The sequence below is a fragment of the Bartonella sp. AP36NXGY genome (assembly GCF_042195865.1).
Taxonomy (GTDB): Bacteria; Pseudomonadota; Alphaproteobacteria; order Rhizobiales; family Rhizobiaceae; genus Bartonella.
The window spans coordinates 55,037-68,021 of record NZ_JBHIPD010000009.1; the positions used below are offsets into that span (position 1 = coordinate 55,037).

11 protein-coding genes are annotated in these 12,985 nt (G+C 37.3%); 2 read left to right on the plus strand and 9 right to left on the minus strand.

All coding sequences use genetic code 11. The features are described 5' to 3' along the window. Positions 1–59: 59 nt before the first annotated feature. From ACFINX_RS05385 to ACFINX_RS05405, 5 genes are read right to left on the minus strand one after another with little or no spacing between them, the layout of a single operon-like run. Positions 60–1,322, minus strand: coding sequence for an acetyl-CoA carboxylase biotin carboxylase subunit family protein (locus tag ACFINX_RS05385; RefSeq protein ID WP_375668438.1), 1,263 nt, complete (start codon positions 1,320–1,322; stop codon positions 60–62). Continuing rightward, entirely contained in the window at positions 1,319–2,266 is a 948-nt protein-coding gene (locus ACFINX_RS05390) for a DMT family transporter (RefSeq protein ID WP_375668439.1), read from the minus strand. Before ACFINX_RS05390 ends, ACFINX_RS05385 begins: the two co-directional genes overlap by 4 nt. Further along, positions 2,263–3,162, minus strand: coding sequence for a DUF6421 family protein (locus ACFINX_RS05395; RefSeq protein WP_375668440.1), 900 nt, complete (start codon positions 3,160–3,162; stop codon positions 2,263–2,265). The genes ACFINX_RS05390 and ACFINX_RS05395 overlap by 4 nt, the downstream gene beginning before the upstream one ends. Further along, the gene (locus ACFINX_RS05400; RefSeq protein ID WP_375668441.1) at positions 3,114–3,467 is read right to left on the minus strand and encodes a hypothetical protein; all 354 of its coding nucleotides are present in this window, start codon (positions 3,465–3,467) and stop codon (positions 3,114–3,116) included. The genes ACFINX_RS05395 and ACFINX_RS05400 overlap by 49 nt, the downstream gene beginning before the upstream one ends. Then, positions 3,454–3,765 (minus strand): prephenate dehydratase domain-containing protein, encoded by a 312-nt coding sequence (locus tag ACFINX_RS05405; protein WP_375668442.1) that lies wholly within the window; start codon positions 3,763–3,765, stop codon positions 3,454–3,456. Before ACFINX_RS05405 ends, ACFINX_RS05400 begins: the two co-directional genes overlap by 14 nt. An 890-nt stretch (positions 3,766–4,655) precedes the next feature. Between ACFINX_RS05405 and ACFINX_RS05410 the strand changes: the two genes are divergently transcribed. Then, entirely contained in the window at positions 4,656–5,438 is a 783-nt protein-coding gene (locus ACFINX_RS05410; RefSeq protein WP_375668443.1) for an ATP12 family chaperone protein, read from the plus strand. A gap of 34 nt (positions 5,439–5,472) precedes the next feature. Here the strand turns inward: ACFINX_RS05410 and ACFINX_RS05415 are convergent, their stop codons facing one another. The 4 genes from ACFINX_RS05415 to uvrA all read right to left on the minus strand — a co-directional run bounded on the left by ACFINX_RS05415 (position 5,473) and on the right by uvrA (position 11,962). Beyond that, the gene (locus tag ACFINX_RS05415; protein WP_375611513.1) at positions 5,473–6,018 is read right to left on the minus strand and encodes a hypothetical protein; all 546 of its coding nucleotides are present in this window, start codon (positions 6,016–6,018) and stop codon (positions 5,473–5,475) included. Between the two features lie 156 nt (positions 6,019–6,174). Beyond that, positions 6,175–7,584: a type I glutamate--ammonia ligase gene (glnA, locus tag ACFINX_RS05420; protein ID WP_375611514.1), complete on the minus strand. Its 1,410-nt coding sequence runs from the start codon at positions 7,582–7,584 to the stop codon at positions 6,175–6,177. A 59-nt stretch (positions 7,585–7,643) separates the two neighbouring features. Further along, complete coding sequence (locus ACFINX_RS05425) at positions 7,644–7,982, minus strand: P-II family nitrogen regulator (protein ID WP_015856528.1); 339 nt, start codon at positions 7,980–7,982, stop codon at positions 7,644–7,646. A 1,064-nt stretch (positions 7,983–9,046) separates the two neighbouring features. Continuing rightward, complete coding sequence (gene uvrA, locus ACFINX_RS05430; RefSeq protein ID WP_375613111.1) at positions 9,047–11,962, minus strand: excinuclease ABC subunit UvrA; 2,916 nt, start codon at positions 11,960–11,962, stop codon at positions 9,047–9,049. 330 nt (positions 11,963–12,292) lie between these two features. Here uvrA and ssb point away from each other — a divergent pair, with 330 nt between their 5' ends. Then, complete coding sequence (gene ssb, locus ACFINX_RS05435; RefSeq protein WP_375611516.1) at positions 12,293–12,799, plus strand: single-stranded DNA-binding protein; 507 nt, start codon at positions 12,293–12,295, stop codon at positions 12,797–12,799. Positions 12,800–12,985 lie beyond the last annotated feature (186 nt).

Genomic DNA, 12,985 nt, shown 5'->3' on the forward strand with positions numbered 1-12,985 from the left:
AATGAGAAAATCCTACGATATCGGCGTTCTTATTCAATATGAATAAAGATAAATTATCATTATAAATCAGTATTTTGCCATATGATGCTTAAGGTATCATCGAGCCATTTATGGTAATTGCGTGCTTCTTCGTTTGAGTTATGAACAGAGAAAATAAAACCAGGATATCCACCAAATGCTGGTGGAGGTGGTGAAAGATGATTGGTTTCAAAGAAAATGATAGTTCTGGCGGTTTGAGGATGCTGTGCAACCTTATCGAGACCTAAAAATCCAGAAAACCGTCCATGACCACGAAGAGGAATAATATAATTTGCCGCCACTTTTTCAGCTGGAAGTATATCGGGAAGGTCTAAGTTTTTTTCAGCTAAAGCGGTATTCATACATAGTTTTGCAAATGAAATTCCTGTACTTTGCTCAACAATAAAATGGGAGACACCTGATCCACCTATACGAGCGCCAATCTCAATGATATAAGGTAAATTATGAGCATCTAGGCGTAGCTCTACATGGGCAGCACCTATATTTATACCAAGAGCTTTAACTCCAGAGCATGCAGCCTCACATAAAGCAATAATTAAAGGATCATCTATATCACATCGTTGACGATAAATTGTTTCTTCAAACCATGGTCCCTCAGGCTGTCCCTTGTCTCCAATGGCCAGAACGTGTACACCTGCTGTATCAACAAAGCATTCTACGACAAACTCTTTTCCTGGCAAATACTGTTCTACTACTAAACCTACAGGTTTACTTTTATCATTAAAACGTGCCATGTCTTTATGCTGAACATTCCATACGGCTTTAATGAGATCAGGAAGTTCGGCGGAATTTTTAGCTAACATTACGCCTGTACTTGCCCATCCAGAGACGGGTTTAATAACGAGTGGATAATCCAAGGCTTGTGTTTGTGATAGGTCTTCTGGATAATCTATATAAAAGAATCCTGGTGTTCTTAAGCCTGCTTTAGCGAAAGCTTGACGCATGAGATATTTATTTCTGGTTAATGCTGCTACTTCTGGTTCAATACTTGGAGTATTGATTTTTTTTGCAGCCAAAGCTGTCCATAGGATGGCTTCTTCGCGAAGGGTCATAACCCCAGAAATATTGCGTTCTTTTGCTTCCGTTGCAAAAGTGTCTAGAGCTGCCTCTGGGTTATCAAAAACAGGAAGTTGCCAAGTTGAAGTTACTGCTGCGGGGTGTTGAGAGGGAACGCTTTCAGCGGTATCATAGATCATTACTAATTCGATATTAGCTGCTTGTGCTGCTTCAAATATAAATGGTAATTTTGCATTGCGCTGGCAAACTAACGCGAGTTTTTTCATTTTGTTTCCTCATTAAATTTGGAGTTTTGAGAATGGCGTTTATGTTGCCATGTAGATACCTTTGATGCATCTATAAATAAGAGTGTCATCCCTATAACAACTACAATCATAGCAATTATTTTGATCATATTGAGAGAAGGGCTCGAGCCGATTATCCATTCACATGCAATCACTGCAAAAGGGGATAATACGCCGATAGTGTTGGCGTATAATACGCCTCCTTCGGCTAAAACTTTTTGATATAATACGTAAACTGGTGCCGAGCAAACAGTTCCTAAAATCAATATTTTCAATATATCTTCTAACTTAAGATAGAAGAGTGGGGCAGGATCAAAAATAAATAATGGCATAAATGATGCTGCAGAAATTGTCGTGATCCAAGCCAGTGAGGTGAGCAAAGGTAGATTTTTAAGATAACGTTTAGACAATAAGCCATAAGCAGAATAAGAAAGTGCTGCTGTTAAGGCAAGCACTACTCCTATCAGGTTATAATATCCACCTTCTCCACTATTTATATTGAATACTACAGCTGCTACACTGACAATTATCACTCCACTAAGCTTCAGCCATGAGAATTTAAGGACATTTGTCAATGCACCTAATATATAAGTAATTCCTGGAATAGTAGCGAGCACCATGGTTAAATCACTGGCTTTGAGCGATTTTAATGCACCAAAGCTGCATACAAAATACAGCGAAAATCCTAACACTGAGAGAATTAAAAAAGAAGGTATCATGGAAAGCAATGGTAGGGATCTGAAAACAGCTTTCTCACGAAATATTGCAATCAGCCATAAGGTGGCAGCGGTGGCAAACAACCTAAGTCCAACCGCATGCATGACGGGTATATTGCTAACCAAATTCTTAGATAATAACCAACTTATGGAAAACAATGCTAGAATGGCAAAAGTAAATAATAATAATCGTCCTTTTATAAAACTCAATGATTTAATCCTCTAATCACTCGCTGTGCATAAGATGATGTTGAAAAATTAAATCGTGACTGTGAAGTTTGCGGCTTACCAAGATTATTTTGGATATAATCTTTAGCTCCTGCCAAATAAGCGTCATCATCTAATGCTTCAAGTGCTTCTATATCTGCTATCATCAATATTATTACTTTTTCAAGACGCTCCAAATCAAATTGAAGATAACCTTGATTTGTTTCAATCAATGCTTTGTTCCGCATCAATATTTCAAAAAGCAAGATCCCTGTACCAGCATCGAATGTCATATGCTGATCAGAATCTTTTGGATAACGAAATATGCGTTCTAATAGGATAAATTCAGTTATTTCTTTCCAAAATTTTGGATGATTTTGTAGCATAATACGCACTGTAATTAAATCAACTTTAGTTTCTTCTAGAAGACCTGTAAACCAATTTAATTTTATATACAGATTTTTATCCAATGGCCGCGGTCCGGTATGATGTGCATAGTCATGATAATAGCCCCACAAACAGCGAGCATCGTAAATGTCTTCTTTAGATAAGTTACGACTATGCAATTGACCGAACAGGAATTTACTATCTCGACCGAGTAAACGTTCAGCTTCCACAATTGTTTGCTTGTTGTAAATATCAAAGAATTTACTGAAAAAAAACAAAGCAAATGCTTGCTTATCAATTTTTTGAGCAGCTGCTACAGATTCTGGGAATAGAACAATGCAATTGCCTTCTAAAAAACCTCTTGATGCTATTCCCATTTTTATACATTGAAATGGTGATACATAATTATTTGTATATTTTGAGGCGTCAGCAAGATAGGCCGTTTCATGACGATATCCTGTAACTAATTCCAGCCGGAATCCTTCTGGATCAGGTCCATTTGTTGCACGCATTGGAGCCAAGAAAACAAGGGCGCATCTGGTAATGGGGCTTTGAAAGCAGCCAAAGTGTTATCAAATTTAGGAGGGGTCGTTAAACCGCTGATCATCCACTGAAGAAGATCATCAGAAATGATCGCTAAAAGTTTTGGAGATAATCCATCAAGAATATTAGCATGGTGGTTCAGCAGAGTGATCAATTTATTAATCATATTACTATCTGCTGAAGTTGGTTCCTTAATGCTCCCATTTCGTTCTTGGCGCATACGGAATTTGTCAACTAAGTTAACAATGGAAAGAAGCGCTTCAGATTTTTTCATGATGAGTTGACTTTAGTGAGTGGAGCAAAAAGTCCATTGGCACTTGTCCAAAATTTTCGACAATACTCAGCCTATAGCGATTTGCCGCAACCGATGTTGTGATACAAGCATCGGCTTTTTCAGCCTTACAAAGAACGGCTGCATCAGCATTGCTGTTGGCAAATACTTTGTCATATTGATGAGCTATCAGAGCTTGCGGGGCAGGATGAGGCGCTACGGTTTTAATTTCATCAATGTTATTGCGTTTAGCTAAAACCATAGAGTGAGTAGGCATGATAAAGCTGTCAAATAATTGCATATCACCTAAACGGTGAGTGTATGCAAATCAGGGTAAGCAGCACAACTTAAGAGATAAGCATCTTTTTTTTGAGCAAGTTCATTAAATGCTTCTTCAAGAGTTGCGTATAAGATAATACGGGATCTCGAGTCAGTGGACAAAATATTTTTATTGTGATTGTCAAGCCACCACTGTGTTGCTGCTGCACAGTTAGTATCTGCAGGGCCAAGTGTATAGATAAAAGCATTATTTTCAGATTACATAATCTCTATTCTTTTAATTATGCGACTAAATTTAAATTAGTGTGATATGATAGAGTATATCAAGAACAATGCGTTAAGTAATTTAGTGCTTTATAAAATAATGTATATATGAAAGAAAATTTACAATTATAATTTTGTCTGTTCATTATTCTATCATGCCGTAAAACATCGTTGTTTAGGGGAGTGATTGAGCAGGAAAGTTCTATGCAGGGTATTTATTGGATATGTTAGAGAATTATTGGAATGGTTAAACAAAGGTAAATGATACGTAAACCGCACTGCTCTATCATTTTTTGGATGAGCAGCGTTTTTGAATCTGTTCATATTGATAATACTATTATAGGTGAATAATAAGCAAATTGGTAAGGCGTGAACATCTTTGCCATAAAACTCAATATATTTAACTTCTTAATTAAGATAATACTTTTAGAAATTGTTTTACTATTATGATTGTATTAAATATATAAAAGGCAATCATCATTGTCTTGTTTGTAAAAGAAACATGAAATATAACTCTTAAATCAGATTGAGATTGGTAAGATTTTTTTCTTCTTTGGAATCGTTAAGAAGGTCAGATTAAACCTTATTCAAGCTATAGAACCTAAAGAAACAGTCGTTTTTTTTTGAAAAGATCAGAGGTAAACAAATATGCGTGAGATTTTGGATCATGTTGATATGCCATTGAATAAGAAGAGTTCTGTTCAAAAGGTTCAAAATCTTTCATTCCAATCACACCCAAAACGGTTTTATAAGCAAGTGAAGATCGCTTGTGAGGAGGGCGGCTTTACGATTTTGTTGGATGAACGTCCTGTAAAAACGCCCGCAAGGCGTCATTTTCATGTGCCAACAGAAGTGTTTGCTGAATATGTTGCTCAGGAATTTGAGAACCAAAAGCACGTTGTTGATCCTGCAAAAATGCCGATGACGCGTTTGGTTAATACTGTTATTGATGGTATCGCTGATGATATGCAGGCGGTTTTTGAAGATTTATTGCGTTTCGTTGCATGTGATATGATCTTTTATCGTGCACAAACACCTAAAGAGTTGGTGCAAAAACAATCTGAACAATGGGATCCTTTATTAGATTGGGCTGAAAAAAAACTAGGTGCAAGGTTTTATTTGACAGAAGGGCTGATGCATGTGGAACAATCACCAGAAGCACTTCAAGCAGTCAGTAATTATTTACGTAGAGTTGAGTCTGCTTATATGCTTGCTGCACTTCATATGATGACAACATTAACGGGATCTGCTCTCATTGCTCTTGCTGTTGCAGCGGGAAACATTGATGCTGATCATGCTTGGTCTATTGCCCATTTAGATGAAGATTGGATGATGGAGCAATGGGGAACGGATAAAGAAACAATAGCACGCCGTTCTCATAAAAAAGTTGAATTTAATGCTGCTGCTACAATTGTTACAACTTGTTTATAGGGGAAAATCTTTTATTTACGTGCATTCTTTTCGCTCAGAGTATTTTTGTGACTTTTTGAGGATTGGTTTTTACTTTATCAAGTCCAGGAAATAGTTCATTGGTTATGGTTAAGAGCGCTTCGTCATTACCACGGATAAAATACCATTGGTTATCGTGAAGTAGGGCAATAATTTCAGTTTGAATAGAGCATTTTTTTCCAGCATTTGTTGTGGTTACAAGCTCCACGGGTATAACAAAATAAGGGGTACCATTATCAAGGGTACCTTCACGTTTTTGTTTTTGATCAATGTTGATCGTTTCAATCTTGTAACTTTCTGCCAACCGTTCTATTTGGCTTTTCATGATTTGTAGAAATTGCGATTGATTAAGATTTTTTTTGGCGGTTAAGCGGTTGATGACTTGGGGAGGAATAGCATTTAAGATGGCATTTGCATCGGCATTTTTAAGTGCTTTACTATAAGCAGATGTTGCTTTTTCAAGAGTTGTAAGTTTTTGGTTGGTTATTGTATGTGCTTTAGTTGTTGATGTGATAAAGACAATGCATAAAAGAACGGAAACGAGAAAACAAATTCGCGGCATTAGAAACCTTTGTTAATTCATTTGAAGAGATTCAACACATTATAAAGGAAAAGCGGGCGAGCAAAAAGCCTCTTGCGCTTTTGCATGAGAAGAATATCCACAAAAATGGAGGCTTTTGCCTCCATTTTAAAAATCAAAAGAATACGTATTAATTGTTTAAACAGAATAGTACATATCAAATTCAACAGGATGGGGTGTTGTTTCGTAACGCAAGACTTCTTGCATCTTTACTTGAATGAAGGAATTAATCTGATCATCATCAAAAACGTCGCCAGCTTTAAGAAAGCCACGATCTTTGTCAAGTGCTTCAAGCGCTTCACGCAGGCTTCCTGAAACAGTAGGGATTTCTTTAAGTTCCTTTAAGGGAAGATCATAAAGATCTTTATCCATAGCATGTCCGGGATGAATTTTGTTTTTGATACCGTCAAGACCAGCCATTAAAAGGGCTGCAAATGCCAAATAGGGATTTGCTGTTGGGTCTGGAAAACGAACTTCTACGCGTTTTGAATTTGGTGAGGAGCTCATTGGAATACGGCAAGATGCAGAACGATTACGTGCTGAATAGGCAAGAAGAACAGGAGCTTCATAACCAGGAACCAAACGTTTATAGGAGTTTGTAGATGGGTTGGTAAAAGCATTTATTGCTTTTGCGTGCTTAATAACACCACCGATAAAAAACAGACAGGTTTCTGATAGTCCAGCATATTCATTTCCTGCAAAAATGGGTTTGCCATCTTTCCAAATGGAAATGTGGACATGCATTCCAGAGCCGTTATCACCAAAAACTGGTTTTGGCATGAAGGTTGCTGTTTTCCCATAACTGTTTGCTATTTGATGTACAACATATTTAAAAATTTGCATCTTGTCAGCCTCGCGAACAAGTGTATCAAAACGAATACCCAATTCATGTTGGCCCGCTGCTACTTCGTGATGGTGTTTTTCGACCTGTACACCCATATCTTTGAGTGCTGTGAGCATTTCAGAACGCATATCTTGGCAGGAATCAATCGGCGGAACAGGAAGGTAGCCTCCCTTTATTCGTGGGCGATGCCCTAGATTTCCTGTTTCATATTCCGTATCATCATTAGAGGGAAGTTCACTTGAATCGAGTTTAAACCCTGTGTTGTAAGGGTCCGTTTTATAGCGCACATCATCAAAGATAAAAAACTCTGCTTCTGGACCCACATTGATTGTATCTCCAATGTTTAAAGATTTCATATACACCTCAGCCCTTTTGGCGATAGAACGAGGATCTCTACGATAAAACTCACCAGAGACAGGATCAAGTACATCACAAAATATGACCAAAGTAGATTGAGCAAAAAAAGGATCAATATGTGCTGTTGCTGGATCTGGCATTAAAACCATGTCAGATTCATTAATTGTTTTCCAACCAGCAATTGAAGAACCATCAAACATGACACCATCACTAAAAGTATCCTCGCTGATCTCTGCGATATCCATTGTAATGTGATGCAATTTTCCTCGTGGATCAGTAAAACGTAAATCAACAAAACGGATTTCGTTGTCTGTAATCTGTTTGATAATATCTGATGCGGTTGTCATATTCAATTTCCTTAATATGGCGTTGAGGTGGATAAAAAAGTGAATTTTCCTGTTATTTATTAAAGGGCATCGATACCGGTTTCGTCTGTGCCTATACGAATTGCATCATCAATGGAAAAGACAAATATCTTTCCATCCCCTATATGTTTGGTTTGAGCTGCTTTACGTATTGCATCAACAGTTTGTTCCAGTTTTTCATCGGACACAACAATTTCAATCTTTACTTTAGGTAGAAAGTCAACAACATATTTCGTACCACGATAAAGTTCTGTATGTTCCCTTTGACGACCAAAACCTTTCGCTTCTGTTACTGTAATACCATGTAACCCAATTTTTTGAAGCGCTTCTTTCACTTCATCAAGTTTGAAAGGTTTTATAATGGCTTCAATTTTTTTCATGCTGAAATTATCTCCAACGTTATTTTGTCTTTTTAGACTGCATCACATTATATTGACAACTGTAAGATGTCCAACAGATACTTTGTGCACAAAAAGTCGAAAATAATGACACTCTATGCTCTGTTAGGAGAGTTTCTTTTGTAGAATACAGCCAAATACTGTTTTTTGGGAAAAAAACTTACAATTCTTATACAGAATTCAAATAATATAATAAAAGAGTTTTGTTTCTTTTTTATTAGATAATATCTTGACTTATAAGGATAATTAGACGCTCTCCACATTGAATGAGAAACTCTAATAGCGTAAGATTTTCTCATTTTAGATCTTTTTATCGTCAATCAATCAAAACGATACTTTTATATATCATAAATAGTTATGAGTGTGTGGATAACAACATTTGAAAAAAGAAATAAAATGCTTTTTATGAAAGCTTTCGATAATTAAAGGCTTTACAATATTAGGGAGTAGGGAAGACAAATATTGGAAAAGAGTGTGATGATGCCGATTCATAAATGTAAAGATGGTGGTGTATAATAATGAGTTTATCATTATAGCATTCATAGGAGCCGTTGTGAAATGGGCTTGAGAGCATTGAGAAATGTTTCTTTAAAACAGATGTGGGAATTGGCAACGCAAATATATTCCGTTTGGGGCGTTTTGTTCCTTCGTGAGGAATGTGATCTTCATTAAGGAACGCGATAAATAAAAGTGTGAAGCAATGGCAATCTTCATTATAAGATATTGCTGTGGATGCCTTGGAAAATCATAAAGATAAATTAAAAGGAAATGGAAATATAGAAATTTATTTATACCCTTAAAACTTCATATTCTTCCCAGTTTAGGTTGTCTGGTCGTTTCAGGTATAAACAAAACAGAGAATAAATACGCAATTATGTGTGCGTTCCTATTTGGCAATACGACAACTGAAACAGCTTATAAAGCGCTAAATTGTTTTTAGTCTTTGCTTCAAACGTGTTGCACCACTGGAATTAGGTGTTGGTTTACAGGTAATAATAAAAGTACAGGCTTTGTTAGTATGCTGTATTTTACAATAGAAAGCGTTTCTAAGAATTGGAATTATAGAGAGATGGGCGCAGTAAAACATGTTTTAGAAATTTTCCCGTATAGGAAGCGGGAACCTTAATGATGTCTTCAGGGCGTCCAATTGCAACAATTTCACCACCGCGATCTCCACCTTCTGGTCCTAAATCAATAATCCAGTCGGCTGTCTTTATAACATCAAGGTTATGTTCAATGACTATAACTGTGTTGCCTTGCTCGACTAGTTCGTGAAGCACTTCAAGAAGTTTGGAAATATCATGAAAATGTAAACCTGTTGTCGGTTCATCCAAAATATAGAGTGTACGTCCCGTTGTTTTACGAGAAAGTTCTTTCGCAAGTTTTACACGTTGTGCTTCCCCACCAGAAAGTGTGGTTGCTTGCTGTCCTACTTTTATGTAACCCAATCCTACTTTAATGAGAGTTTCCATTTTATTATGAATAGCGGGAATAGCTTGGAAAAATTCCTCTGCCTTTTCAATTGTCATATCCAAAATATCGGCTATAGACTGTCCTTTGAATTTTATTTCTAGTGTTTCTCGGTTATAGCGTTTTCCTTTACAGACATCGCAAGTAACATAGACATCAGGTAAAAAGTGCATTTCAATTTTGATGACTCCATCACCTTGACATGCTTCGCACCGTCCTCCTTTAACATTAAATGAAAAACGCCCAGCTTTGTAACCGCGGGCTTTTGATTCTGGAAGATCGGCAAACCACTCACGAATCGGTGTAAAAGCACCTGTATAGGTTGCGGGATTAGAGCGTGGGGTGCGTCCAATAGGAGACTGGTTGATATCGATGACTTTATCAAGAAATTCTAATCCTTCAATTTTGTCATAGCTGGCAGGGCTGTGATGAGAGCCCATGATATGATGTGATGCTGCTTTGAAAAGCGTTTCAATAAGAAATGTTGATTTTCCTCCTCCAGAAACACCAGTTATGCATGTGAAGGTTCCAAGAGGAATATTCGCATTGATATTTTTGAGGTTATTGCCTTTGGCGCCGATGATTTTAAGTGTTTTCGTTTTTGATATTTTGCGTCGCTCTGTCGGCATTTTAACAGCCATTTTTCCTGAAAGGTATTGGCCTGTGAGAGAGGCTGAATTTTCTATAATTTCCTGCGGTGTTCCTTGCGCTATGATTTCTCCACCATGAACGCCTGCGGCAGGCCCCATATCGACAACATAGTCTGCTGTGAGAATAGCATCTTCATCATGTTCAACAACAATAACTGTATTGCCAAGATTACGCAAATGGCGCAGCATTTCCAACAGGCGTTCATTATCGCGTTGGTGTAAACCGATAGATGGTTCATCTAAAATATAAAGAACGCCTGTAAGACCAGAACCAATTTGGGATGCCAACCGAATGCGTTGGCTTTCTCCCCCTGAAAGCGTTCCTGAATTTCGAGACAAGGTAAGATATTCCAATCCTACATGATTTAAAAAAGCCAAGCGTTCACGAATTTCTTTTAAAATACGTACGGCGATATTACGTTGTTTTTTTGTGAGATATTGATGAACATTGGCAAACCAATCATCTGCCTTTAGAATAGAAAGATCTGATATTTGCCCAATATGCATTCCGTTTATTTTTACAGCAAGTGCCTCTGGTTTTAAACGATAACCGTGACAAGCTGGGCAGGGCGAAGAAGACATATAACGTTCGATTTCTTCTCGAGACCAAGCAGAATCGGTTTCTTTCCAGCGTCTCTCCATATTAGGGATGATTCCTTCAAAGGGTTGGGTCGTTTTATGCGAACCAGAATTATTTTTATAGATAAAAGAAATTTCATCTCTTTTTGTACCGTAGAGAATAGCCTGTTGTGCTTCATTAGAGAGTTCACACCATTGATCTGTGAGTTTGAAACCGTAAGCTTTTCCTAATGCTTCTAAGGTTTGTTTATAGTAAAGTGAATCTGACTTAGCCCAAGGGGCAATGGCGCCATTCTTGAGGGTAAGATTTTTATTGGGCACAATTTTCAGTGGATCCATTGCTTTTTTTATGCCCAGTCCATCGCAGAGAGGACAGGCGCCAAAAGGATTATTGAACGAAAAAAGGCGTGGTTCAATTTCAGGAATAGAAAAACCCGATACAGGGCAGGAAAACTTTTCTGAAAAAATGAGCCGTTTGTGTGTATCATTTTTTGATTTATGAGCAGATTCCTTTGTTGTTTCTTTTTGTGCTAAGGGTTGGTCTGCCATTTCAGCAATGGCAAGCCCATTTGCTAGCTGTAAACAGGTTTCTATACTATCAGCCAAGCGAGAGGTGATATCCTTCTGTACAACAATGCGGTCTACCACGACATCGATGTCGTGTTTATATTTTTTATCCAGAGGTGGAATATCAGGGATTTCATAAAACTTGCCATCAACTTTAGCGCGTTGAAATCCTCTTTTTAAAAGTTCTGTTAGCTCTTTTTTATATTCTCCCTTTCGTCCTCGCACCAAAGGGGCCATAATAAAAATTCGCGTTCCTTCTGGTAAGGCCATAATTTGATCCACCATTTGGCTTACTGTCTGGCTTTCAATAGGAAGTCCTGTCACAGGAGAATGAGGAATACCAATACGTGCAAAGAGAAGACGCATGTAATCGTGGATTTCAGTAACGGTACCTACTGTTGAACGAGGATTGCGACTGGTTGTTTTTTGTTCAATGGAGATAGCTGGAGAGAGACCGTCTATGCGGTCGACATCGGGTTTTTGCATGACTTCCAAAAATTGGCGTGCATAGGCTGAAAGGCTTTCGACATAGCGGCGTTGTCCTTCAGCGTAAATTGTATCAAACGCTAAGGATGATTTCCCTGATCCAGAAAGTCCTGTTATAACAATGAGTTTATCACGAGGCAGATCGAGATCAATATTTTTAAGATTATGCTCACGTGCACCGCGAATGGAGATATATTTTTGATGAGTCATACTTTATCCTTGGCATATGTGGCAAAAATTGAGCACCTAAAATGGAATAAAACTGTTTTTTTAGAATTATAATGTGTTTAACTGCTTTAATGCAAAAGGAAGGTATAAGTTTTGTGAAAAAAATACAAATGAGCAGCTTTTTATTCTCTCGTGGTGGAATAAACTATGCGTTTTTATCATCTTTTGTTATAATTACACTGAATACAATATTGGTAAAGGATAGCAATACCCATATTGATGGTCAATTGCGACATGTAAATTGAAGGTCAAGAGGGTTATAACTGTTATAGAACAGAGTATTTTACAAATTAAAATTTTGGAGTTTATGCGATGGCTGGTAGCCTTAATAAAGTTATTTTGATTGGTAATCTTGGTGCGGATCCTGAAATCCGCCGTTTGAATTCTGGTGATCAAGTGGCAAATCTGCGTATTGCTACTTCAGAAAGTTGGCGCGATCGGAATACAAATGAGCGAAAAGAACGCACTGAGTGGCATAGTATTGTTATTTTTAATGAAAACCTTGTCAAAGTTGCAGAGCAATATTTAAAAAAAGGCAGCAAAATTTATATTGAGGGGCAGTTACAGACACGAAAATGGCAAGATCAAAATGGAAATGACCGTTATACAACAGAGATTGTTTTGCAAAAGTACCGTGGCGAATTACAAATGCTTGATGGGCGGGGAGCTGCGAGCGGGGAGCAAGGAGCAAGTCAAGGGGGGAGTTATAGTGGTGGCTTTGCCGATAGTCACTCAAATCAGAGAAATGCTTTTGGTCAAAATAATAATCAATTGGGAGAAAGTTTTTCACACAAATTAGATGATGACGTCCCTTTTTAAGAGTCTTTAAATTGCAGTATTATGATCATTTTATGGTTTGCTTGTTTCAGATTTTTGAAGTTTAGCGAAGTGAAAATTGTTAATTATTATTGGTAATTTAAAATATAAATTAATAACATCTTGAAAAATATTGTTAAATTTCTTTTTTGTCATGGGAGAGAAATTAGCATTTTTGTGTATTTTTCG

What these genes read in the sequence shown, in the direction of transcription:
- glnA (WP_375611514.1), bottom strand. Translation starts at nt 7,584, where the DNA reads ATGACAACCGCATCAGATATTATCAAACAGATTACAGACAACGAAATC.
- ACFINX_RS05415 (WP_375611513.1), bottom strand. Translation starts at nt 6,018, where the DNA reads ATGCCGCGAATTTGTTTTCTCGTTTCCGTTCTTTTATGCATTGTCTTT.
- ACFINX_RS05410 (WP_375668443.1), top strand. Translation starts at nt 4,656, where the DNA reads ATGCGTGAGATTTTGGATCATGTTGATATGCCATTGAATAAGAAGAGT.
- ACFINX_RS05425 (WP_015856528.1), bottom strand. Translation starts at nt 7,982, where the DNA reads ATGAAAAAAATTGAAGCCATTATAAAACCTTTCAAACTTGATGAAGTG.
- ssb (WP_375611516.1), top strand. Translation starts at nt 12,293, where the DNA reads ATGGCTGGTAGCCTTAATAAAGTTATTTTGATTGGTAATCTTGGTGCG.
- ACFINX_RS05405 (WP_375668442.1), bottom strand. Translation starts at nt 3,765, where the DNA reads ATGCAATTATTTGACAGCTTTATCATGCCTACTCACTCTATGGTTTTA.
- ACFINX_RS05400 (WP_375668441.1), bottom strand. Translation starts at nt 3,467, where the DNA reads ATGAAAAAATCTGAAGCGCTTCTTTCCATTGTTAACTTAGTTGACAAA.
- uvrA (WP_375613111.1), bottom strand. Translation starts at nt 11,962, where the DNA reads ATGACTCATCAAAAATATATCTCCATTCGCGGTGCACGTGAGCATAAT.
- ACFINX_RS05385 (WP_375668438.1), bottom strand. Translation starts at nt 1,322, where the DNA reads ATGAAAAAACTCGCGTTAGTTTGCCAGCGCAATGCAAAATTACCATTT.
- ACFINX_RS05395 (WP_375668440.1), bottom strand. Translation starts at nt 3,162, where the DNA reads ATGCGTGCAACAAATGGACCTGATCCAGAAGGATTCCGGCTGGAATTA.